At 72.8% G+C, this 22,635-nt stretch carries 21 protein-coding genes and 5 tRNA genes; 20 read left to right on the top strand and 6 right to left on the bottom strand.

The features are described from left to right. The first annotated feature begins 100 nt into the window (after positions 1-100). From UIS43_RS09930 to UIS43_RS09950, 5 genes are all read left to right on the top strand, one after another. Entirely contained in the window at positions 101-1,726 is a 1,626-nt protein-coding gene (locus UIS43_RS09930; RefSeq protein WP_013154277.1) for a carboxyl transferase domain-containing protein, read from the top strand. A 7-nt stretch (positions 1,727-1,733) separates the two neighbouring features. Further along, positions 1,734-3,842 (top strand): biotin carboxylase N-terminal domain-containing protein, encoded by a 2,109-nt coding sequence (locus UIS43_RS09935; RefSeq protein WP_370013008.1) that lies wholly within the window; start codon positions 1,734-1,736, stop codon positions 3,840-3,842. Then, positions 3,839-4,996 (top strand): acyl-CoA dehydrogenase family protein, encoded by a 1,158-nt coding sequence (locus UIS43_RS09940; protein WP_013154279.1) that lies wholly within the window; start codon positions 3,839-3,841, stop codon positions 4,994-4,996. The genes UIS43_RS09935 and UIS43_RS09940 overlap by 4 nt, the downstream gene beginning before the upstream one ends. 454 nt (positions 4,997-5,450) lie before the next feature. Next, entirely contained in the window at positions 5,451-6,095 is a 645-nt protein-coding gene (locus UIS43_RS09945; RefSeq protein WP_013154280.1) for a hypothetical protein, read from the top strand. Between the two features lie 91 nt (positions 6,096-6,186). Further along, positions 6,187-6,348, top strand: coding sequence for a hypothetical protein (locus UIS43_RS09950; protein WP_013154281.1), 162 nt, complete (start codon positions 6,187-6,189; stop codon positions 6,346-6,348). A 66-nt stretch (positions 6,349-6,414) separates the two neighbouring features. Here UIS43_RS09950 and thrS read toward each other — a convergent pair whose 3' ends face one another. Beyond that, the gene (gene thrS, locus UIS43_RS09955) at positions 6,415-8,388 is read right to left on the bottom strand and encodes a threonine--tRNA ligase (RefSeq protein WP_013154282.1); all 1,974 of its coding nucleotides are present in this window, start codon (positions 8,386-8,388) and stop codon (positions 6,415-6,417) included. A 518-nt stretch (positions 8,389-8,906) separates the two neighbouring features. On the opposite strand from thrS, the gene UIS43_RS09960 reads away from it, so the two are divergent. After that, entirely contained in the window at positions 8,907-9,245 is a 339-nt protein-coding gene (locus UIS43_RS09960) for a PGPGW domain-containing protein (RefSeq protein ID WP_071623251.1), read from the top strand. Between the two features lie 162 nt (positions 9,246-9,407). Here the strand turns inward: UIS43_RS09960 and UIS43_RS09965 are convergent. Then, positions 9,408-9,481: transfer RNA gene (locus tag UIS43_RS09965), tRNA-Val, on the bottom strand. Between the two features lie 474 nt (positions 9,482-9,955). On the opposite strand from UIS43_RS09965, the gene UIS43_RS09970 reads away from it, so the two are divergent. Beyond that, complete coding sequence (locus tag UIS43_RS09970; protein WP_071622499.1) at positions 9,956-10,378, top strand: SsgA family sporulation/cell division regulator; 423 nt, start codon at positions 9,956-9,958, stop codon at positions 10,376-10,378. A 103-nt stretch (positions 10,379-10,481) separates the two neighbouring features. Here the strand turns inward: UIS43_RS09970 and UIS43_RS09975 are convergent, their stop codons facing one another. Beyond that, positions 10,482-11,324 (bottom strand): aminotransferase class IV, encoded by an 843-nt coding sequence (locus tag UIS43_RS09975; RefSeq protein WP_013154285.1) that lies wholly within the window; start codon positions 11,322-11,324, stop codon positions 10,482-10,484. A 385-nt stretch (positions 11,325-11,709) separates the two neighbouring features. On the opposite strand from UIS43_RS09975, the gene UIS43_RS09980 reads away from it, so the two are divergent. The 6 genes from UIS43_RS09980 to UIS43_RS10005 all read left to right on the top strand — a co-directional run bounded on the left by UIS43_RS09980 (position 11,710) and on the right by UIS43_RS10005 (position 13,278). Then, positions 11,710-12,141, top strand: coding sequence for a roadblock/LC7 domain-containing protein (locus tag UIS43_RS09980; protein WP_013154286.1), 432 nt, complete (start codon positions 11,710-11,712; stop codon positions 12,139-12,141). Positions 12,142-12,297: 156 nt separating this feature from the next. Continuing rightward, positions 12,298-12,370: transfer RNA gene (locus UIS43_RS09985), tRNA-Gly, on the top strand. A gap of 70 nt (positions 12,371-12,440) precedes the next feature. Then, positions 12,441-12,513, top strand: a tRNA-Gly gene (locus UIS43_RS09990). A gap of 47 nt (positions 12,514-12,560) precedes the next feature. Further along, a tRNA-Cys gene (locus UIS43_RS09995) sits at positions 12,561-12,632 on the top strand. 30 nt (positions 12,633-12,662) lie between these two features. Beyond that, positions 12,663-12,736 (top strand) — tRNA-Val (locus tag UIS43_RS10000). A gap of 371 nt (positions 12,737-13,107) precedes the next feature. Then, a complete protein-coding gene (locus tag UIS43_RS10005) occupies positions 13,108-13,278 on the top strand; it encodes a hypothetical protein (protein WP_013154287.1) in 171 nt (56 codons plus the stop codon). A 51-nt stretch (positions 13,279-13,329) separates the two neighbouring features. On the opposite strand, the gene UIS43_RS10010 is transcribed toward UIS43_RS10005, so the two are convergent. Beyond that, entirely contained in the window at positions 13,330-14,058 is a 729-nt protein-coding gene (locus tag UIS43_RS10010; RefSeq protein WP_013154288.1) for a GntR family transcriptional regulator, read from the bottom strand. A 125-nt stretch (positions 14,059-14,183) separates the two neighbouring features. Here UIS43_RS10010 and UIS43_RS10015 point away from each other — a divergent pair, with 125 nt between their 5' ends. From UIS43_RS10015 to UIS43_RS10040, 6 genes are all read left to right on the top strand, one after another. After that, positions 14,184-15,566, top strand: coding sequence for an MFS transporter (locus UIS43_RS10015; protein WP_013154289.1), 1,383 nt, complete (start codon positions 14,184-14,186; stop codon positions 15,564-15,566). After that, complete coding sequence (locus tag UIS43_RS10020; RefSeq protein WP_370013012.1) at positions 15,563-16,600, top strand: L-idonate 5-dehydrogenase; 1,038 nt, start codon at positions 15,563-15,565, stop codon at positions 16,598-16,600. The genes UIS43_RS10015 and UIS43_RS10020 overlap by 4 nt, the downstream gene beginning before the upstream one ends. Before the next feature lie 70 nt (positions 16,601-16,670). Then, complete coding sequence (gene manD / locus UIS43_RS10025; RefSeq protein WP_013154291.1) at positions 16,671-17,882, top strand: D-mannonate dehydratase ManD; 1,212 nt, start codon at positions 16,671-16,673, stop codon at positions 17,880-17,882. Then, on the top strand, positions 17,879-18,844 hold the full coding sequence (locus tag UIS43_RS10030; protein ID WP_358170062.1) for a PfkB family carbohydrate kinase: 966 nt from the start codon (positions 17,879-17,881) through the stop codon (positions 18,842-18,844). The genes manD and UIS43_RS10030 overlap by 4 nt, the downstream gene beginning before the upstream one ends. Further along, positions 18,841-20,295 (top strand): mannitol dehydrogenase family protein, encoded by a 1,455-nt coding sequence (locus UIS43_RS10035; RefSeq protein ID WP_071622502.1) that lies wholly within the window; start codon positions 18,841-18,843, stop codon positions 20,293-20,295. The genes UIS43_RS10030 and UIS43_RS10035 overlap by 4 nt, the downstream gene beginning before the upstream one ends. Before the next feature lie 47 nt (positions 20,296-20,342). Then, on the top strand, positions 20,343-21,071 hold the full coding sequence (locus UIS43_RS10040) for a bifunctional 4-hydroxy-2-oxoglutarate aldolase/2-dehydro-3-deoxy-phosphogluconate aldolase (RefSeq protein ID WP_049800310.1): 729 nt from the start codon (positions 20,343-20,345) through the stop codon (positions 21,069-21,071). Here the strand turns inward: UIS43_RS10040 and UIS43_RS10045 are convergent. Then, a complete protein-coding gene (locus tag UIS43_RS10045) occupies positions 21,058-21,618 on the bottom strand; it encodes a hypothetical protein (protein WP_370013014.1) in 561 nt (186 codons plus the stop codon). The two genes, UIS43_RS10040 and UIS43_RS10045, sit on opposite strands and share 14 nt — an antisense overlap. Before the next feature lie 175 nt (positions 21,619-21,793). On the opposite strand from UIS43_RS10045, the gene UIS43_RS10050 reads away from it, so the two are divergent. After that, positions 21,794-21,940 carry a hypothetical protein gene (locus UIS43_RS10050; RefSeq protein ID WP_167539499.1) on the top strand — a complete coding sequence of 49 codons (147 nt, stop codon included), beginning with the start codon at positions 21,794-21,796 and terminating at the stop codon, positions 21,938-21,940. Positions 21,941-21,971: 31 nt separating this feature from the next. On the opposite strand, the gene UIS43_RS10055 is transcribed toward UIS43_RS10050, so the two are convergent. After that, on the bottom strand, positions 21,972-22,454 hold the full coding sequence (locus UIS43_RS10055) for a hypothetical protein (RefSeq protein ID WP_013154296.1): 483 nt from the start codon (positions 22,452-22,454) through the stop codon (positions 21,972-21,974). Positions 22,455-22,635: the final 181 nt, after the last annotated feature.

The following is a 22,635-nucleotide window of genomic DNA, read 5'->3' on the forward strand; positions in this document are numbered from 1 at the left end:
CCCCTCCCCCGGTGCCGCTCCGGGCCCTGGACACCCATGTTAGTAGTCACTAACATCCCAGATGTTAGTGAGCATTAACACCCCTCCACGAGAGGACACCATGAGCAGGGCACCTGTGCTCGGCACGGCGGTGGACACCGCCGGGCCCGCGTTCGCCGCCAACGACGCGGCGAACCGCGCCCTCGCCCTGGAGCTGCGCGAGCGGATCGCCACCGCGGCCCTGGGCGGCCCGGAGAGGACCCGGACACGGCACGTCGAGCGGGGCAAACTCCTGCCGCGCGACCGCGTGGACCTCCTCCTGGACCCCGGCTCCCCCTTCCTGGAGATCGCCCCCCTGGCCGCGTACGGGCTCTACGGCGCGGACGGACAGGACGCCCCCGGCGCCGGGATGATCGCGGGCGTGGGCCGGGTCATGGGCCGCCCGACGGTCGTGGTCGCCAACGACGCCACGGTCAAGGGCGGCAGCTACTACCCCATGACCGTCAAGAAGCACCTGCGCGCCCAGGAGGTGGCGCTGCACAACCGGCTTCCGTGCGTCTACCTCGCCGACTCCGGGGGCGCGTTCCTGCCCATGCAGGACGACGTCTTCCCCGACCGCGAGCACTTCGGCCGGATCTTCTACAACCAGGCCACGATGTCGCGGATGGGCATCCCGCAGATCGCCGCGGTGCTGGGCTCGTGCACGGCGGGCGGCGCCTACGTCCCGGCGATGAGCGACGAGGCGGTCATCGTGCGCGAGCAGGGCACGATCTTCCTGGGCGGCCCGCCGCTGGTCAAGGCGGCCACCGGCGAGGTCGTCACCGCCGAGGAGCTGGGCGGCGGCGACCTGCACTCGCGGGTGTCGGGGGTCACCGACCACCTGGCCGACGACGATGCGCACGCCCTCACCCTCGTCCGGCGCATCGCCGACACCCTCGGCCCGCCCGGACCGCCCGCGTGGGAGGTGCGCGAGCCCCGTCCCCCGGCGCTGGACCCCGGGGAGCTGTACGGGGTGGTGCCCGCCGACACGCGCACCCCCTACGACGTGCGCGAGGTCATCGGCCGGATCGTGGACGGCAGCGAGTTCACCGAGTTCAAGGCCGAGTACGGCACGACCCTGGTCACCGGGTTCGCGCACCTGCACGGCCACCCGGTCGGGATCGTCGCCAACAACGGCATCCTGTTCGCCGAGTCCGCGCTCAAGGGCGCCCACTTCATCGAGTTGTGCGACCGGCGCGGCGTGCCGCTGGTCTTCCTCCAGAACATCTCCGGGTTCATGGTCGGACGGGACTACGAGGCGGGCGGTATCGCCAAACACGGGGCGAAGATGGTCACCGCCGTGGCCTGCGCCCGCGTCCCCAAGTTCACCGTGGTCGTGGGCGGGTCCTTCGGCGCGGGCAACTACAGCATGTGCGGGCGGGCCTACTCGCCCCGGTTCCTGTGGATGTGGCCCAACGCGCGCATCTCGGTGATGGGCGGGGAACAGGCCGCCTCGGTGCTCTCCACCGTCCGCCGCGACCAGATGGCCGCGCGCGGGCAGGAGTGGTCCGCCGAGGACGAGGAGGCCTTCAAGGCGCCCGTGCGCGACCAGTACGAGGAGCAGGGCAGCCCGTACTACTCCACCGCGCGGTTGTGGGACGACGGCGTCATCGACCCCGCCGACACCCGCGACGTGCTCGCCATGGCCCTGTCCGCCGCCCGCCACGCCCCGCTGGAGCCGGTGGGCTACGGCGTCTTCCGGATGTGAGGAACCCTTGACCACAACGCCACGCACCAACCCGGGCGTCCGCGGGCCCGCGCGCATCATGGTCGCCAACCGGGGCGAGATCGCGCTGCGCGTCATGCGCACCCTGCGCCGCATGGGCATCAGCCCGGCCACCGTGTACACCGACGCCGACGCGAACGCCCCGCACACCCTCGCCGCCGACCTGGCGCTGCGGGTGGAGCACTACCTGGACGCCGAGGCGATCGTCGCCCTGGCCCTGGACTGCGGCGCCACCGGCGTGCACCCCGGCTACGGCTTCCTGTCCGAGAACGCCGGCTTCGCGCGCGCCTGCACCGACGCCGGACTGGTCTTCGTGGGCCCCCCTGCCTCGGCGATCGAGGCCATGGGCGACAAGATCCGCGCGAAGGACACCGTGGCCGCCGCGGGCGTGCCCGTCCTGGGCGGGTTCACCGAGAAGCCCGGGCGGCCCCTGGGCGACGACGAACTCCTGCGCGCGGCCGAGGAGACCGGCTACCCGCTGCTCATCAAGCCCTCCGCCGGGGGCGGCGGCAAGGGCATGCGGTCCGTGCACTCCCCCGACGACCTGGTGGCCGGTGCCGCCGCCGCCCGGCGCGAGGCCCTGGCCTCCTTCGGCGACTCCACCCTGCTGGTGGAGCGGCTGGTGGAGCGGCCCCGCCACATCGAGGTGCAGGTCATGGCCGACGCCCACGGCAACGTCCTGCACCTGGGCGAGCGCGAGTGCAGCCTCCAGCGCCGCCACCAGAAGGTGGTGGAGGAGGCGCCCTCCCCGCTGCTCACCGACGCCCAGCGCGCCACCATGGGCGAGGCCGCCGTGGCCGCCGCCCGCTCGTGCGGGTACGTGGGAGCGGGCACGGTGGAGTTCATCGCCGAGGCGGGGCGGGGCGGCGACCTGTCGTTCTCGTTCCTGGAGATGAACACCCGCCTGCAGGTCGAGCACCCGGTCACCGAGGAGGTCGTCGCGGTGCGCGGCGAGCGCGGCGTGGACCTGGTGGAACTCCAGGTGCGGGTGGCCTACGGGGAGGAGCTGCCCTTCGCCCAGTCCGACGTGTCCTGGGTCGGGCACGCCGTGGAGTCGCGGATCTACGCCGAGGACGCCGACCGCGGGTTCCTGCCCACCGGCGGGCCGATCCTGTCCCTCGCCGAACCCCGGGGGCACGAGGTCCGGGTGGACTCGGGCATCGCCGAGGGAGGGCGGATCACCTCGGACTTCGACCCGATGCTCGCCAAGGTGATCACCTGGGGCGCGGACCGCGCCGAGGCCCTGAACAGGATGGACTCCGCGCTGGCCTCCTACCAGCTGTTGGGCTGCGTGACCAACACCGCCTACCTGCGCCGGCTGCTGCGCCACCCGCGTGTGGTCGCCGGGGACCTGAGCACCGACCTCATCGCCTCCGACCCGCCCGCACCGGCTCCCGAGCGGACGCTCGACGAGGTGTACGCGGCCGCGGCCCTGGACCACCAGCTCGACCTGGAGACGGAGCCGGGCGCCGACCGCTTCGCCGTGCCGGACGGCTGGCGGATGGGCGGCCCCGCCTGGACCCCGTGGCGGCTGCGGCTCTCCGGGCGCGAGGCCGTCGCGGTCCGGGTGCGCCGCGACGGGGAGCCCGGGCGCTACCTGGTGAGCGTGGCGGAGGGGGAACCCGTCGCGTTCGGGGCCCGGCGCTCCGCCGACGGCACCCGGCTCACCGTCACCGACGGCTACGCCACCCGCACCTACGCGCGCGCCGACGACCCCGGCACCGCGCACCGCTGGCTGGGCTCGGGCGGCGCCGCCTGGAGCCTGCACGAGGAGCCCGTCGCGGCCGCGCTGCGCGAGGACGACGCCGCCGCCGACGGGACCGTGCGCAGCCCCATGCCCGGCACGGTGCTCTCCGTCGCCGTGCGGGTGGGGCAGACGGTGAGCGCGGGGACCCCGCTCGCCGTCGTGGAGGCCATGAAGATGGAGCACTCCGTCACCTCACCCGTCGACGGGACCGTCGCGGCCGTGGCGGTGCGCCCCGGCGCGTCCGTGCCCATGGACGCCGTCCTGGTCACCGTCGAACCCGTTCCGAACGCGTCCGCCGACACCCCGTCGGACGCGCCCTCCCCCGCCACCAGCGAGGAGTCGCACGCATGAACCGTCACCAGCTCTCGACCGAGCACGCCGACCTGCGGGCCGCCGTGGAGGAGTTCGCCCGCGAAGAGGTCGCCCCGGTCATCGGCGACTACTACGAGCGGGAGGCCTTCCCGTACGAGATCGTCGCCAAGATGGGCCGGATGGGCCTGTTCGGGCTGCCCTTCCCCGAGGAGCACGGGGGCATGGGCGGCGACTACTTCGCCCTGTGCCTGGCCCTGGAGGAGTTGGCCCGGGTGGACTCCTCGGTGGCGATCACCCTGGAGGCCGGGGTGTCGCTGGGCGCGATGCCGATCTTCCGGTTCGGCACCGAGGACCAGAAGAAGGCGTACCTGCCGCGGCTGACCTCGGGTGAGGCGCTGGGCGCGTTCGGGCTCACCGAGCCCGGCGGCGGGTCCGACGCGGGCGCCACCAGGACCACGGCCCGCCTGGAGGACGGCCAGTGGGTGGTCGACGGGACCAAGTCCTTCATCACCAACTCGGGCACCGACATCACCGCGCTGGTGACCGTCACCGCCGTGACCGGGCGCCGGGAGGACGGGCGGCCGGAGATCTCCTCGATCCTGGTGCCCGCGGGCACGCCGGGCTTCTCCGTGGGCCAGAAGTACTCCAAGGTGGGGTGGAACGCCTCCGACACCAACGAGCTGGTCTTCGAGGACTGCCGGGTGCCCGAGGCGAACCTGGTCGGTGAGCGCGGGCGCGGGTACGCCCAGTTCCTGCGGATCCTGGACGAGGGCCGCATCGCCATCGCGGCGCTGTCGGTGGGCCTGGCGCAGGGCTGCGTGGACGAGAGCGTGCGCTACGCCCACGAGCGGCACGCCTTCGGCAGCGCGATCGGCACCTACCAGGCGATCCAGTTCAAGATCGCGGAGATGGAGGCGCGTGCGCACACCGCGCGGCTGGCCTACTACGACGCGGCCTCGCGCATGCTGGCGGGTGAGCCCTTCAAGAAGGAGGCGGCGGTCGCCAAGCTGGTGGCCTCCAACGCGGCCATGGACAACGCGCGGGACGCCACACAGGTGTTCGGCGGGTACGGGTTCATGAACGACTACCCCGTGGGCCGCTTCTACCGGGACGCCAAGATCCTGGAGGTGGGCGAGGGCACCAGCGAGGTGCAGAAGATGCTCATCGCCCGCGAGCTGGGCCTGCCCGCCTAGGCGGTCCCCGGGAGCGCCGCGGCCGCGATCGGCCCGCGAGGGGCGGTCGCGGCACGGACGGGGCGAACGGTGGCCGGTTCCGGACATCCCTCACCCTCCGTGTGTGCCGCATGACCGCGCACCGTCGGGGCCGCGGGGGGCGGGAAGGGCCGCGCGGCAGGCGAAGGAGGGTCCCCGAGCCGCGCGGAGGAAGGCGTTCGCGCAGGTGGTGACCGGACGGGGACGCACGGTGACGGTGGCGCCGCGTCCGTTCGGGGTAGACCGTGGGCGGACACCGCGAGGCCGCGAACCCCCAGCGTCACCGCGAAACAACAACAAGGGGTGACAAGCACCCGAAATCAACACAGAATGGATCCGTACGGCCAGCGCGGGTCCCCGACTTTCCCGACCCGGCCAGCTCAGGATGGGCTCTTCGCGGCCCACGGCCACCTCACATCCCCCAGCCGGAGGAGACATGGAAGGCGCCCTGTCTGTGATCGCGCTGGTCGCCGTCGTCATGTCGGCCGGCACGATCGCGGTCGCCGCGCACTTCCGCAAGGAACGCTCCACCGAGCTGCGCGGATGGGCGCGTGAACGCGGGTGGACCTACACCGAACAGCTCCCCAGCCCGTTGGGGGACGCCGTACTCCCCCGTGCCGCCCTCGGGCCGCACCCGCGCGCACAGCACGTGCTCACCGGCCGCCGGGGCCAGCACCTGGTCGTCGCCTTCGAGCAGACCCACACGGCGGGCAGAGGCACGGAGCGGATCCGCCGCGTCCACCGCGTGGTGGCCGTGCGCACCCCCGGACCCAACGCCGAACTACAGATACTGCGCAGGTGGGACCCGGACGCCTCCGACGACGACTTCGCCGGCGCCTTCCACGCGACGGGCAACGATCCCGCGTTCACCGGGGCCGTGCTCGACAACGTGGTCACCAAGTGGCTGCTGACCGATCCCAGGTCCCGTTCCCTTCCCGTACGCTTCAGCGGGGACTACGTCCTCACGTGGGCGGCCATGCGGCTGGATCCCGACCGGGCCGTGACCGCCGCCGACTACCTGATCGCCCTCGTGGAGCGGATCCCCGCCGAGGCCTGGAAACGGCGCGCCCCCGGCCGCTGAGCGGCCTCACGCGCACGTCCGGGCACCCGGACCCGCCCGTGAGGCGGATAAAATTCGCCTTGCCCCCGTAGCAACAAGGAGTACCGCCCTCATGAGTGACCCCAACGCGACGCACCGCATCTCGCGCGCGGACCTGTTCCGCGACGACGAGGAGGAGACGACCGCCCCGGACCCCAACGCGACCGCGCGCATCTCCCGTGCGGACCTGTTCCGCGACGAGGAGGAGTTCCAGGCGCCCGGCGAGCGGCGCTGACCCGAGACGGCGGAGCGCCCACCCGGTCATCCCGGATGGGCGCTCCTCTCGCGTGCGCTTCGGGCGTCAGCGACGCTCGCGGACGGCGGCGACGATCTCGGCCACCGCCTCGTCCAGCGGCACGCCGTTGTTCTGCGAGCCGTCCCGGTAGCGGAAGGACACCGCGTTCTTGCTGACGTCCTCGTCACCGGCCAGCAGCATGAAGGGCACCTTCTGCTTCTGGGCGTTGCGGATCTTCTTCTGCATGCGGTCGTCGCTGGCGTCCACCTCGACGCGGATGCCCTCCGCGCGCAGCCTGGCGGCGAGCTCGCGCAGGTAGGGCACGTGCTCGTCGGCGATGGGGATGCCGACCGCCTGCACCGGCGCCAGCCAGGCCGGGAACGCGCCCGCGTAGTGCTCCAGCAGGACGGCGAAGAAGCGCTCGATGGAGCCGAACAGGGCGCGGTGGATCACCACCGGACGCTGGCGCGAGCCGTCGGCCGCGGTGTACTCCAGGTCGAAGCGTTCGGGCATGTTGAAGTCCACCTGGATGGTGGACATCTGCCAGGTGCGGCCGATGGCGTCCTTGGCCTGCACCGAGATCTTGGGGCCGTAGAAGGCGGCGCCCGCCGGGTCCAGGACCAGCTCCAGTCCCTGCTTCTGCGCGGCCTCGCGCAGGATCTCGGTGGCCTCCTCCCAGACCTCGTCGGTACCGACGTACTTCTCCGGGTCCTTGGTGGACAGCTCCAGGTAGAAGTCGTCCAGGCCGTAGTCGCGCAGCAGGTCGAGCACGAAGGTCAGCAGCGAGTCGAGCTCGTCCGCCATCTGCTCCTTGGTGCAGTAGATGTGGGAGTCGTCCTGGGTGAAGCCGCGGGCGCGGGTCAGGCCGTGCACCACGCCCGACTTCTCGTACCGGTACACGGTGCCGAACTCGAACAGGCGCAGCGGCAGCTCACGGTAGGAGCGCCCGCGCGCGTCGAAGATCAGGTGGTGCATCGGGCAGTTCATCGGCTTGAGGTAGTAGTCCTGGCCGCCGTCGAGCTGCATGGGGGGGTACATCCCGTCCGCGTACCAGTCCAGGTGCCCCGACTTCTCGAACAGGGTGCCCTTGGTGGCGTGCGGGGTGTAGACGAACTCGTAGCCGTCCTCCTCGTGCCGCCGCCGCGAGTAGTCCTCCATGACCCGGCGGACCGTGCCGCCCTTGGGGTGGAAGACCGCCAGGCCCGAGCCGATCTCGTCCGGGATGGAGAACAGGTCCAGCTCGGAGCCGAGCTTGCGGTGGTCGCGCTTCTCCGCCTCCTCCAGGAAGGTCAGGTGGTCCTTGAGGGCCTCCTTGCTCTCCCAGGCGGTGCCGTAGACGCGCTGCAGCTGCGGGTTGGTCTCCTTGCCGCGCCAGTAGGCGGCGGCGGTGCGCATGAGCTTGAACGCCGGGATGACGCGGGTGGTGGGCAGGTGCGGCCCGCGGCACAGGTCCTTCCAGCACAGCTCGCCGGTGCGCGGGTGGACGTTGTCGTAGATGGTGAGCTCACCGGCGCCCACCTCCACACCGGCGCCCTCGGCGGCCTCGGTGGCGCCGCCCTTGAGCCCGATCAGCTCCAGCTTGTAGGGCTCGGTGGCCAACTCGGCGCGGGCCTCCTCGTCCGAGACGACGCGGCGGTCGAAGCGCTGCCCCTGCTTGACGATCTGCTGCATCTTCTTCTCGATGCTCTTCAGGTCGGCGGGGGTGAAGGGCTCGGCGACGTCGAAGTCGTAGTAGAAGCCGTTCTCCACGGGCGGGCCGATGCCCAGCTTGGCCTCGGGGAAGAGCTCCTGGACGGCCTGGGCCAGCACGTGCGCGGTGGAGTGGCGCAGGATCGCCCGCCCCTCCTCGGAGTCGATGGCGATCGGCTCGACGGTGTCGCCCTCGTGCAGCTCCCGGGCGAGGTCGCGCGGTTCGCCGTTGACCAGCGCCGCGATGACGGTCCTGCCGTCGGCCTCCAGAGCCTGGCCCGCCGTAGTGTTCGCCGCCACCGCACGCGGGGTTCCGGCGAGGGTGATGTGCAGCTCAGGCGCGGCGGACACGGTGACTCCTAGGAAGACGTGGATGATGTCGAACGCGGACCGGCCGCTGTGCGCGGCCGGGCGTGTACTCCCTCCTGATGCTAGCGGCTCCGGGGCGGGGCCGCCCCGGTTGTCCACAGGCCGCGCGACCACGCTGGCGGCGCGGCGGACGTGGTGGGACGGTGGGGTTCCGGTGCCGCGGACCCGGGGTCCGGCCGGGGATTCGGTCAGGGATTCGGACTCTTCAGGGCGTACCCGCGTGAACCGCCCACAGGCGGGGCAGGGGACCAGACAGGGGCTGATCTGTCATGGAACGTCACCTTTCGTGGGGCTGTCCACACCCTTACGAAAGGCCATTGATCCCACTGTCAGGATCGGTGAGAATCAACAGATGCCCTGGCCATCGCCCCCAGTCGACCCGAATGCATCCACTCGCTTCGACCGAATACTGTGAGCGCATGTCACCGAGCCCCACCAACGACCAGCCGGCCCCGGAGACATCCCCCACCCGCCGCACCCGCGCGCGCAGGTGGCGGCGGATGCGAGCGCGGCTGCGCCTCTTCCGCAGGCGCATGCACACGCACCCCGCGCTGCGCCTGCCCTGGAGCGTGCTCGTGGGGACCGTCGGCGTCGTCGTGATCCTGGCCGGGTTGCTCATGATGGTCGTTCCGGGCCCGGGCCTGGCCTCGGTCATCCTGGGGCTGGTCATCCTCAGCACGGAGTTCCGGTGGGCGCAGAAGGTGGTGCGGCCCGCCCAGGTGTGGTTCCACCGCGCCGAGCGGTACGGGATGCGCCTGAAGGATGAGTTCTTCCGGCGTCTGCGCGAACGCAGGGCGGTGCGGCGCGGACACCCGCTGCCGGACACCCCGTCCGACTAGGCCCCTCTGGAGTCGACCGGCCCCCGCCGACCACGGCCGCGGACCGCCGGAGCACCCGCGCGAACGGGACGGGACCCAGCACGAAAGAGGCAGCGCCCCGCACGAACGAAAAACGGCCCCACCGGGGTACCTACCCCCGAGTGGGACCGTCTCAGAGCCGTGTGGGCGATACTGGACTCGAACCAGTGACCTCGTCGGTGTGAACGACGCGCTCTAGCCAACTGAGCTAATCGCCCTGAGCTTCCTGCCTGCCCGCCCTGTCGGCCGGACAAGTAAGACTCTAGCGCACGTTCGGGGGTGCTCGACGCACACGGAAGCCCTCGGCGGACCCCGTTCCATGTGATGGAGGTCACTTTAACCTTTCGAGGGGTTCGCGGGAGTGTCCGCACCCGCCCCCGATCCCCGCAGTGATAAGGAGTTCCCACCCCCGTGGACCCGACGAACACCACCCCTTCATTACCTCCGCGTGACGTGGGACACCCAACATTGGGAAATCTTTGGTTTGTCCTGGTCATTACAGTGACGAAGGATCGTGGCGCCGCACCGCGGCACGCCGGGCCCGTCGCACGGGCGGCGAGACCTCCGGTCCCACCCACCAAGAAAGCCTCCGTACTCACGTCATGTTCCGCGGGAAGCCGCGTTGGAGCCCGTGAGACGGCAACCGACCCGCGCCGCAACAGCAAGGCCGGACGAGAAAAGGTTTGGCGAACATGAACAGTAGCGACACCACTGCCACCGCCGAGCTGGGCCTGCGGCTCGTGGTCCCCGAACGCACGGCGGTTCCCCTGGTCGCGCGCCTGGACTACAGCGCGGACGACCCGTACGCCATACGGGTGGCCTTCCACACCGGCGAGGACAACCCCGTCGAGTGGATCTTCGCCCGCGAGCTCCTGACCGTCGGCATCGTGCGCCCGGTCGGCGAGGGCGACGTCCGCGTGTGGCCCTCCAAGGACGACACCGGCGACCGCAGTGTGAGCATCGCGCTCTCCTCCCCCTTCGGTCAGGCCGAGTTCGACACCCAGGTCTCTCCCCTGGCCGAGTTCCTCCACCGGACCTACGAGATCGTTCCGGCGGGCCAGGAGGGCCAGTTCGTGAACCTCGACGAGGAGATCCAGCAGCACCTGCACTCCTGACGACCCGCGGGCCCCGGGGCCCTTCGCGGAGCACTCCCGACGGCTGAGGGGGCGGCGCACCACGCGCCGCCCCCTCAGCCGTGTCCGCCCCCGGCCGAGGGGGTCAGGGGTCGATGTCGGCCGCGGAGCGCTCCGCGAAGACCGACGCGGCCTTGGCGGTGACCGGCCCGGGCTCTGCCGACACCGTGCGGCCGTCCACGTGCAGGATCGCCTGCACGTCGCGCCCGGTGGAGGTCAGGAAGGCCTCCGTCACCTCGGGGAGGCGCTCCATGGGCACGTCCTCCTCCTCGCCCCCGAACCACTCCAGGACGAGTTCGCGGGTGATCCCCGCCAGCGGGCCCGCCGACAGCGGCGGGGTGACCAGCCTGCCGTCGAGCACCACGAAGACGTTGCTGCCGGTGCCCTCGCACAGGTTGCCGCTCACGTTGCGAAAGAGCGCCTCGCCGGCGCCGCGCTGCTTGGCGTAGGCCAGGGCGCGCACGTTGTCGGCGTAGGAGGTGGTCTTGAGCCCGGCCAGGGCCCCGAACTCGTTGCGCGGCCAGGGAACCGTCGCCACGTCGGCGTGCGGGGCGATCCCGGGGAAGGGTCCCAGGGCCACGATGGCGGTCTGCTCGCCCGGGGAGCGGTCCGAGCCCAGCGGCCCGGCGCCGTCGGTGACCGTGATGCGCACGCGGGCGTCGGGCAGGTCCGGGTTGGCCGCCACCGCGCGGGCGACGCCGTCGGCGATCAGATCCAGGTCGGGCTCGGCCATGCCCAGCCCCTCCGCGGAGCGGGCCAGCCGCCTGAGGTGGCGGGTGAGGGCGAAGGGGCGGCCGCCGCGGGCCCGCACCGTCTCGAAGACCCCGTCACCCACCGTGATCCCGTGGTCCACCACGGGAATGCGCGCCTCGCTCTCGTCGACGACGGTGCCGCGACCGTACCCGGCACCCGCGATCCACACCTTCATCTGCCACCCCCACGTTCTCAAGAGCCCAGGTAGGGCCGGTGTCTGCACGATCCTCCCACCTCGTCGGCGTGTCCCGGCCCGCTCCTTCCGTAACCTCCGTACGGCGGGTTGGCAAGCCCCATGACCGGCACCGGCCGCTGGTCCAGCACCTATGCCCGTTTTGCGGAGGTATCACGACTGGTCACGCGGCTCGACGGTCTGGGCGGCCCACCCGGAATCCACCGTGGCGGCCGGACAGATAAGTTACGAATGACTATCATCTGGGCAACGCTTATGCGGGACCGGTGGCAGCCGAGTTCGGAGCTTTCCCCCAAGGCCCCCCGGCGGCGGCCCGCAGTGCGCGTGTCCCACGTCACGCACGACCACTGACAGAGCAAAGAGAGACATGACCCCACCGAGTACCGCCCGCGGAGAGCTCAGCTGGTTGCTGGACGATCTCCTCACGCGTGCCTCCGGTACGCAGCACGCCATCGTCCTGTCCACTGACGGGCTCCTCATGGCCACCTCCAGCGGACTGGACCGTCCCGCCGCCGAGCACCTGTCCGCGATCGCCTCGGGGCTGCACAGCCTCGCGGGCGGGGCGAGCAAGCAGTTCGCCGCGGGCGGCATCCGCCAGAGCATCATCGAGATGGACCGCGCCTTCCTCTTCGTCGCCGCGGCCGGAGAGGGCGCATGCATGGCGCTGATGTCGGACTCCGACAGCGACGTGGGCCTGATCGCCTACGAGATGAACAAGGTGATCGAGAGGGTCGGCCAGTACCTCTCGGCGCCTCCCCGACCCGACATGCCCTCCTCGCCGGCCCACGTGGAGAAGTAGCTCCCGCCGCCTCGGCGGGTCGGCGGACCTGCCCCGGCGGGGCACGGGTGTGCCCGGTGCGCCCGGCCGATTTCGCGCTTGGCCGGGAATCCGCTAGAGTTCTTAACGCAGCGAGGGGCGCTGACGGGGAGGAACCCCGGAGGCAGGACTCGCCGCGCGGACGTGGCTCAGCTGGTAGAGCATCACCTTGCCAAGGTGAGGGTCGCGGGTTCGAATCCCGTCGTCCGCTCGAACGGAAGCGTTCCGCGTCCCCCGGGTCGCGGAGCGGTTCCGGCTCCGGAGTCCGCTCCGGGGCGCACGCGGACGTGGCTCAGCTGGTAGAGCATCACCTTGCCAAGGTGAGGGTCGCGGGTTCGAATCCCGTCGTCCGCTCGGAGAGGCCCGCATGGGTGTCACTCGACAGCCCCCCATCGCGTTCCGGCGGAGTGGCCGAGTGGTTGAGGCAAGGGACTGCAAATCCCTGCACACGGGTTCGATTCCCGTCTCCGCCTCGCATCAAGCTTCACCTCATCCCCCGATGAGGGCGGTTAGCTCAGTTGGTTAGAGCGCTACCTTGACACGGTAGAGGTCACAGGTTCGAATCCTGTATCGCCCACTCCACTCTCGGACGACCCTGCTCGGCGGCCTTCGGCCGCCTCGCCGGGTCGTCTCGTCGTTCCTTCCGGGGGACGACCCCCGGACACCCGATGTGGGGCTTCGCCCCACGGGTTGTAGTTGGCTTGCCCAGGGTCCACTTCACTCCGGAGCGGCCCTGCTCGCGCGTAACCGCGCCCGCCGGGCCGCTTCGTCGTTTCTCCTGGGAGAAGGCCCCCAGACCCCCGACCTCCCCTCGGGCCGGAGCGCGTGCTCCGGCCCGGGGTGTTTTCCGGGGCGTTCCCCCGGGTCTCGGGGGCGCCCGGGGCACCAGCTTGGTTACAGGCGCGCACGGAGGGTACACGAACACCACCCCGACCCCCGGAGGTAACCGTGTTCGCCGTCATCGCCGCCGTCCTGTTCGGACTCGCCCTGCTGCTGGAGCTGCTCGGAGAGAACATCCAGGACCTGGTCACCACCACGACCCTCACCCTCGCCGGGCTGCTGTTCCTCGCGCTGCACGCGGGGGGCTACGGCTCGGGCTGGGGACGCAGGCGCCGCTAGGACCGCGGGCCCGCCGAGGCTCCGAAGCCGACGGCCGCCGCGGCGCAGGGGCTACCTCAGCGAGGTCACGGTCCTGCGGACGGGACGGCGGGGCCGCCCGTCCGAGAAGAACTCCGGTGACGCGGCCCGGATCCGCCCGACGTCCTCGAACACCGCCCGCAGGTGGGAGCGCAGGGCCTCCACGGCGGTCCCGGTGTCCCCGGCCTCGATCGCGTCCACGACCAGCGTGTGCTGGTCCACCAGCTCCCCGATCGGGCGCGTGTCGATCAGGCTCAGCCGCCGGGCCCGGTCCAGGTGGGCCTTGGCCGCGTTCACCGTCCGCCAGGCGCTCTCGTTGCCCGCCAGCGCCAGCAGCGAGCGGTGGAAGTCCTCGTCCAGCTCGAAGAAGCGGTCGTGGTCGCCGCCGCCCGCCTCCCGCTGCGCGCCGAGCAGGACGCGCAGATCGCCGACGTGGTCCGCCGAGAAGGGGGGCCGGGCCTGGGCGAGGGAGGTGCACTCCACCGCCTCCCGGATGAACTGCGCCTGCCGGACGCGCTCGGGGTCCACGAGTGAGACGAACGTGCCGACCTGGGGGTAGACCTCCACCAGCCCCTCCTCGCGCAGCAGGATGAGGCTCTCGCGCACGGGCGTCCGGCTCACGGCGAGCTCGGTGGCGAGCTCGTTCTCCGACAGGGGCGTGCCCGGCTTGAGCTCCAGGGTGATGATCGCGCGGCGGATGGTGTCCAGGGTGCGGTCCCGCGCGGACAGCAGGGGTCCTCCGGACCGGGTCTGGTCGGCCATGAGGGGAGTCTACCGGCATTGACGCCACTGGTATGGCAGTGCTTGTATGTCAGTTGCCATCATGTTCACGTACGGTTTCCCCGATACTTCTTCGCAGGTGGAAGCCCTTCACAAAGGACCGGCCGATGACCGAACAGGCACCCCCCGCGCCAGCCGGACAGGGGGAGCGCAGCACCCGGGACCTCACCAAGGCCTCCGTGTCCGGGTGGCTGGGGACCGCCATGGAGTTCATGGACTTCCAGCTCTACTCCCTGGCCGCCGCCCTGGTGTTCAACCAGATCTTCTTCCCCGACCTCAACCCCGCGGTCGGCCTGATCGCGGCGATGGGCACCTACGGTGTCGGGTACGTCGCCCGGCTCGTCGGGGCGGTCTACTTCGGCCGCATGGGCGACCGCCTCGGCCCCAAGAAGGTCCTGTTCATCACCGTCGCCCTGATGGGCGTCTCCACCACCCTGATCGGCGCCCTGCCCACCTACCAGCAGGTGGGCCTGCTCGCCCCGATCCTGCTCGTGGGCCTGCGGCTGATCCAGGGCTTCGGCGCGGGCGCCGAGATCGCGGGCGCCACCGTGATGCTGGCGGAGTACGCCCCGGCCAGGCGTCGGGGGTTCATCGCCTCCCTGGTGTGCCTGGGCACCAACTCCGGCACCCTGGGCGCCTCCGCGATCTGGGCGGTCCTGGTGTTCGCGCTCTCCGAGGAGCAGCTGCTGTCCTGGGGCTGGCGCCTCCCCTTCCTGGCGAGCTTCCTCCTGCTGCTCCTGGCGCTGTGGATCCGCCTCTCCGTCAAGGAGAGCCCGGTCTTCGAGCAGCGCGAGGACATCGTCGACGGTGTGGCGATGTCCCGGAGCGAACTGGCCGCGGCCGCGGTGAAGGAGGACAGGAGCGGACTGGAGACCGCCCTGCACCAGCGCAAGGGCCGCGCGTTCCTGCTCGCCCTCGGCCTGCGCTTCGGCCAGGCGGGCAACTCCGGCATCGTCCAGACCTTCCTCGTCGGCTACCTCAGCGCCAACCTGATGCTCAACGACGCGGTCGGCACGTCCGCGATCGTCTACGGCTCCCTGCTCGGCTTCGTCACCGTCCCCCTGGTCGGCGTGCTCGGCGACCGCTTCGGACGCCGTCCCGTCTACCTCTTCCTGACCGTGGCGAGCATGCTGTTCGCCGTGCCCATGATGCTGATGATCGAGACCGGCGACACCGTGCTCGTGACCGTCGCGATGGTCGTCGGGCTCAACCTGTCGGTCCTGGGCCTGTTCTCCGTGGAGAGCGTCACCATGGCCGAGCTGTTCGGGGCGCGCACCCGGTTCACCCAGCTGGCCCTGGCCAAGGAGATCGGCGGCGTCCTGGCCACCGCGATCGGCCCGGTGCTGGCCGCCACGCTCACCGCCGCGACCGGCTCCTGGTGGCCGCTGTCGGCGATGATCATCGCCTACTCCCTGATCACCCTGGCCTCCGCCTACCTGTCCCCCGAGGTCCGCGGACGCGACCTGGTCCGACTGGAGGACGCCGTATGAGGGCCGTGACCGTCCACGGAGCCGAGGACCTGCGCGTCGACGAGCTCCCCGACCCCGTCCCCGGCGAGGGGGAGGTCGTCGTCGCCGTGGAGTGGGGCGGCATCTGCGGGTCCGACCTGGCCTACTGGCGCCACGGCCGCTCGGGGACGGCCGTGCTGCGCGACCCCCTCGTGCTCGGCCACGAGATCGCCGGACGCGTCGCCCGTGTGGGCCCCAGTGTGACCGGCGTCGAGGAGGGGCTGCCCGTCACCGTGCACCCGGCCGAGCTGGTCGGCGACGGGCGCATGCCGGAGCGGTTGGCCGGGCGCACCAACCTCTACCCGAGGGTGCGCTACTTCGGGTCGGCCGCGTTCTCCCCGCACACCGACGGCGGGTTCTGCGACCTCAAGAAGGTCGCGGCCCGGCAGCTGCGGCCCCTGCCCGAGGGGGTGGACACCCGCAGCGGAGCGCTGGCCGAACCGCTCGCCGTGGCCTGCCACGCCGTCAACCGCGCGTCGGGCGCCGTGGGGGGCGTCGAGGGCCGGGACGTGTTCGTCAACGGCGCGGGGCCGATCGGCTCGCTCGTCGTCGCCGCGCTCCGGCACGCGGGGGCGGCGCGGATCACCGTCGCCGACCTCGGGCGCGCCCCGCTGGAGGTGGCCCGGGCCATGGGCGCCGACGACACGCGCGACCTCTCGCGCGGGGACGCGCTGCCCGAGGACGCCGAGCTGGTCTTCGAGGCCTCCGGCGCCCCGGCCGCCCTCGGCGGTGTCCTGCGCGCGACCGCGCGCGGCGGGACCCTCGTCCAGGTGGGCAACCTCCCCGGAACGCAGGCCCCGGCGGCGCTGGGCGAACTCGTCACCAGGGAGATCACCTGGATCGGCTCCTACCGCTTCGTCGAGGAGATCGACGACGCCCTGGCCGCGATGGCCGCCGGTCTGGACGTCACCCCGCTCATGACCCACTCCTTCCCCGTCGGGGAGGCGCACGAGGCGATGCGGACGGCGGCCGATCCCGCCTCCGGCAGCAGCAAGGTCATGCTGCGCTTCGCCTGAGCCGCGCCGCGGGCGCCCGGCGCTCCCAACCGGGAGCGGGCGCCTCCCCTCCATCCAGAAAGGGCATTCCGTGAAGATCACCGACGCACGTGTCGTCGTGTCCTCACCCGGCCGCAACTACGTCACCCTGGTGGTCGAGACCGAGGACGGCGTCACCGGCATCGGCGACGCCACGCTCAACGGCCGCGAACTCGCGGTCGCCTCCTACCTGCGCGACCACGTGTGCCCGCTGCTCGTCGGACGCGACGCGCGGCGGATCGAGGACACCTGGCAGTACCTGTACAAGGGCGCCTACTGGCGCCGCGGCCCGGTGACGATGACCGCGATCGCCGCCGTGGACGTGGCGCTGTGGGACATCAAGGGCAAGGCCGCGGGCATGCCCCTCTACCAGCTCCTGGGCGGGGCCTCTCGTGAGGGCGTCCTGGTCTACGGGCACGCCAGCGGCACGTCGCTGGACGGGCTCTCCGAGGACTTCCAGCGCCACCTGGACCTGGGCTACCGGGCGATCCGGGTCCAGGCCGCGGTCCCCGGGCTGGAGAAGACCTACGGGATCGCCCCGGCGGACGGCCGGGTGTACGAGCCCGCCAGCGGCAACCGGCCCCAGGAGGACACCTGGGACACCCCGGCCTACCTGGACTTCGCGCCGGCCATGATCGCCCACGTCCGTGAGCAGTTCGGCTACGGCGTGCACCTGCTGCACGACGTGCACCACCGGCTCACCCCGATCGAGGCGGGCCGCCTGGGCGCGGCGCTGGAACCGTACCGGCTGTTCTGGATGGAGGACCCGACCCCGGCCGAGGACCAGTCCGCGTTCCGGATCCTGCGCCAGCACACCACCACCCCCGTGGCGGTGGGCGAGGTGTTCAACTCGATCTGGGACTGCCAGCAGCTCATCACCGAGCGGCTCATCGACTACGTCCGCGCCTCGGTGTCGCACACCGGCGGCATCACCCACCTGCGCCGCGTGTTCTCGCTCGCGGAGCTGTACGGGGTGCGCTCGGGCTCGCACGGCGCCGGTGACCTGTCGCCGGTCGCCATGGCCGCGGCGCTCCACCTCGACCTGGCCATCCCCAACTTCGGCATCCAGGAGCACATGGGCCACACCGGCCCATACGCGGAGGTCTTCCGCACCTCCTACTCCTTCTCGGACGGGTACATGCACCCCGGAGACGCCCCGGGCCTGGGCGTGGAGTTCGACGAGGAGGCCGCGGCCCGCCACCCCTACGAACCCAGGTACCTGCCGGTCAACCGGCGGCTCGACGGAACGGTGCACGACTGGTGAGTACACACGGACTGACGGGTGGGGGCGAGCCGCTGGACGTCGTCGTCCTGGGCGAGGTCCTGCTGGAGGTGGCCACCGACGCCCCCGTCGCGCACGGGGTCCCGGCCAGGCTCGGTGTCTCGGGCGACGCCCTGAACGTCGCCGCGGCGGCGGCCCGGGCCGGGGCCAGGGTCGGTCTGGCCGCCGTCCTGACCGACGACGAGCTCGGGCGGGCGATCGCCGACCGCGTCTCGGAGCTGGGCGTGTCCGCCGGCATGCTGCGCTTCCGCCCCGGGCAGCAGGGCGTGTACCTGGTGCACAGCGACCCCGAGGGCGAGCGCGCCTTCTCCTACGCGCGCGCCGGGAGCGTGGGCTCGTCCCTGTCCCCCGAGGACCTGGACGAGGGGGCGGTCGGCGCGGCGGGAGCGGTCGTGGCGGGCGGCATCGCCTGCGCGGTCTCCGACAGCGCGCGCCGGGCGGTCCTGACCGCGGCGCGCCTGGCCCGCAGGTTCGTGTTCGACCCCAACCACCGGCCGCGGCTGGCCTCGCGGGAGGAGGGCGCCGCGACCCTCGCGGAACTGGCCCGGCACGCCCACCTGGTGACCCCCTCCCACCCCGGCGAGACCTCCGCCCTGCTGGACAGCGCCACCCCGTCCGAGGCGGCCCGCCGCCTCCTGGAGGCGGGCGCCCGCAACGTCGCGGTGACCTGCGGGTCGCGCGGCGTCCACCTGGCCACGCCGCAGGAGGAGTCCTGGATCGACGCGGTCCCCGCTCCCCGGGTCCTGGACCAGACCGGCGCGGGGGACGTGTTCGTGGGTACCCTGACCGCGCGCCTGACCCTGGGCGACCCCCTCGCGGAGGCCGCGCGCCTGGCGGCCGCCGCGGCCAGCCTGAGCGTGGGCGGGCGCGGCGGAACCGGTTTCCTGCCGACCCTGGAACAGACCCGCGCGCACGCGCGGGGCGAGAAGGAGGCGACGCGATGACCCGGCTGGACCTGGCGGCGCTGCGGGCCGCGGGGCGCACCACCGCCCTGGACCGCGCCGACCTGCGCACCGGGGTGGTCCACCTCGGGATCGGCGCGTTCTACCGCGCCCACGGCGCGTTCCTGACCGAGGAGGCCATGCTCGCCGCGGGCGAGACCGGATGGGGCATCAGCGCGGTGACCGGGCGCTCGGCCCGGGTGTGGGAGCAGCTGGCTCCGCAGGACGGCCTGTTCACGGTCACCGAACGCGGTGAGGGCGCCCGCCCCCTGCGGGTGGTCTCCTCCGTCCGCGAGACCCTGTCCGGTCCGGCCGACCCGTGGGCGGTGGCGGAGCGCATCGCCCACCCCGACACCCGGATCGTCACCCTCACGGTCACGGAGAAGGGGTACCTGGCGCACCCGGTCACGGGGCGCCTGGACACCGGCGACGCCCGCGTACGCGCCGACCTGGACGGCGGCCCGCCGCTCACGCCGGTGGGGCAGATCGCTCGCGGCCTCCAGCTGCGCCAGCTCCGGGACGCCGGTCCGGTGACCGTGCTGTCCTGCGACAACCTGCCCGACAACGGCGAGCTGACGGCCGCGCTGGTCGCCGACTTCGCCGACGCCCTGCCGGGCGCGGAGGGCGAGCGGCTGCGGTCCTGGGTCCAGGCGCACGCGGCCTTCCCCAACACGATGGTGGACCGGATCGTCCCGGCCACCACGGCGGCGGACCTGGACGCCGTCGAGGCGGAGCTGGGCCTGCGCGACGAGGCGGCCGTGGTCGCCGAACCCTTCCACCAGTGGGTGATCCAGGACCGCTTCGCCGGTCCGCGCCCGCGGTGGGAGGCGGCCGGGGCGACGATCACCGGCGACGTGCGGCCCTGGGAGGCGGCCAAGCTGCGCGTGCTCAACGCCAGCCACTCCCTGCTCGCCTACCTCGGCCTGTCCGTGGGACACACGACGATCGCCGCGTGCGCCGCCGACGACGCCGTGGCGACGGCGGCCCACCGCCTCGTCCACGAGGAGGTCCTGCCCTCGCTCACCCTGCCCGAGGGCTTGGACGGCGCGGCCTACGCCGCGTCGGTGCTGAGCCGGTTCGCCAATCCCGCGCTGGGCCACACCACCGCCAAGGTCGGGGCCGACGGCTCCCAGAAACTCGGCCCCCGCGTCGTGCCCACGGTCCGGGACGTGCTGGCCGGGGGCGGCGAGCCGCGGTGGAGCGCACTGGTGGTGGCGGCGTGGATGCACCACGTCGCCACGGCCGGTCCCGGGTTGGAGGACCCGCTGGCCGACTCCCTGCGCGCTCTGCTGCCCGCGGGCGGAGGGGCGCGGGAGGTGGTCGCCGCGCTGCTGCGCTCGGAGGTCTTCCCCGGGGACCTGGCCTCCCATCCGGTGTTCACCGAACTGCTGGTCCACTGGTACGGGGTCGTGTCCGCCGGGGGCGGCGCGCTGGCGGCGGAGGTCGCCTCGTGAGCGCGGGCGGAGGGAACGACGTGAGAGGCACAGGCCGCGGGAGCGGCGTGAGCGGTGGGAACAGGGGAAGCGGCCGGAGCGAGGGGGACGGCGGCATCGGGGCCGTGCTGGCGCTGTCGCCGGTCGTGCCGGTGGTGACGGTGGACTCCCCCGCGCTGGCGGTTCCCCTGGCCGAGGCGCTGCTGGCGGGCGGTGTGGGCGTCGTGGAGGTCACCCTGCGCACGCCCGGCGCCCTGGAGGCGGTCCGGGCTGTCGCGGAGGACGTACCGGACATGGTGGTGGGCGCGGGGACCGTGCTCACCCCCCGCCAGGCCGACGAGGCCGCGGAGGCCGGAGCACGGTTCCTGGTCACGCCCGGCACCACGGAACGGATGCTGCGCCACCTGGTCGCGAGCGGGGTTCCGGCACTGCCGGGGGTGGCCACCGTCAGCGAGGTGCTGGCCGCCCGCGAGGCGGGGATGTTCGCGCAGAAGCTCTTCCCCGCGTCGGTTCCGGGAACCCCGTTCCTGCGCTCGGTGGCGGGCCCGGTCCCCGACGTCGTGTTCTGCCCCACGGGCGGGATCACGGCCGCCACGGCCGCCGACTACCTGGCCCTGGACAACGTGGCGTGCGTCGGGGGGAGCTGGCTGACCCCCGGGGACGCGGTCCGTGAGGGGGACTGGGCGCGGATCACCGGGTTGGCGGCGGAGGCCGTGCGGCTGGGCGCGGGCGCTGTCGGGGACGGCCGCCCCGGCTCCGTGCCGCCTTCCGTCGGCCCGGGACCTAGGGGCGCCTGACCGGGGCCCGCCGAAGGCCCGGCTTCCCGGGGCGGACCCGCTGGGGGCGCCCCCGGACGCGTCCCCAGGGCTTGAACACCGACAGGGCCATGGCCGCGGCGACCGCGGTGGTGGAGACCAGGGGCGGGAACAGGAGCTGGGCGCCGACCGCGAAGGGCGCCTCCTCGGCGAGGGCGGTACGGGCCCGCTCCGCCAGCGCGGTGACCTCGGGTGAGAGCAGCAGGGCCACGAGGGTCAGCAGCACGACGTTGGCCGCCAGCTTGAGCAGGACCCACCAGTACCGGACCAGTCCGTACCTGGTCCCCCAGCCCAGGATGATCCCGGACAGCAGGGTGAGGGTGCCGACCGCGACCAGCGGCCACGTCGCGAAGGCCGCCAGGGCGACCGCGACGGAGGCGTCGTCGCCGCCGAGCAGCGCGGTGACCACGAGGACGCCCAGGACGAGGTCGAGCCCGAGCCAGCTTCCGGCCGCGGCGATGTGGACCAGCAGGACGGTCTTGCGGGTGCGGGCGCCCAGGCGCCGTCGGGGGGTCGTCACGGTGTCCATGCGGCCAGTATCCGAGCGCGGGCCCGAAACGGCGTACAGCCCGGGACGTATTCCGGTGTACGCGGGCGCGCGGCCCCTGACAGGGGCCGCGGTCGGCTCCGGCGCGCGGGCCCGCGCCGCCCCGACCGGGCGAGCCGTGCCCCCGCCGGAGCCGCCGTCTGGTAAGCCGGACGGTGTGAACAGTACGAGAGAGTCCGAAAGACAGGGCGAGGGCGGGCGGAGGCCCTCGGCGGGGGAGAGGATCGCCCAGTGGCTGTGGCCGCTGGCGGCCGTGGTGGTCGTGGTCGCGGGCATGGTCCTCGGCTACGCGTTCTTCAGCTGAGCCGGGCGCGGCGCCGCGGACCCGGGCGGCCTCAGGCTCCGCCCGGGGAGGTGCCCGGCAGGCGGGTGGCCACCCACTGGTCGTCGGAGTCGCGGCGCATCTCCAGGGGCCCGTGGTCCTCGCCGGGGTAGACCAGGGCGACCGTGGCGATGGGGACCTCCCCCTCCAGGTCGGTGTCCATGGTGACCTCACCGACCTCGATGCCCTCACCGCCCTGGAGCGCCTCGGCGTAGAGGGGGAAGGCCGCCGGACAGTCCTCGGCCCCGTGCTCGTCGGCCAACACCGTGCGCGCGGCCTCGTCCATCAGCGCGCAGCCCGCCTCGCCGTCGGCGGCCATGAGGGAGGCGATGAAGCCCTGCGCGGCGCGGCGCACGTGGGTCTCGGCGTCCGGGTCCACCGCGGCCGCGCTCTCCTCGGCCCGCCCCGCGGTCTCCTCCGGGGCCTCCTCGCCGGAGCAGGCCGTGGCGGCGAGGAGCAGGGCCAGCAGCGGGGCGGACAGCGGAAGTCGTCTCATGGCGGGCGCCTTTCGAGGGGGCGGGGGCGTCGCACCATTGTTACCGTATCGGCCCGCTGCGTGACCAGCGGTGTCCGCGCGCCCCAGGTAGTCCCGGGGCCGTCCGGTCGGAAGGGCTTCCGGGCATCGCCATAAGCCCGCGCTGCGGCGGACCCGGGGGTTGTCGGTGGGGCGGGGCTTC

Origin of the sequence: Nocardiopsis sp. LDBS0036, from assembly GCF_041228755.1 — a bacterium.
GTDB classification, from domain to species: Bacteria; Actinomycetota; Actinomycetes; order Streptosporangiales; family Streptosporangiaceae; genus Nocardiopsis; species Nocardiopsis dassonvillei.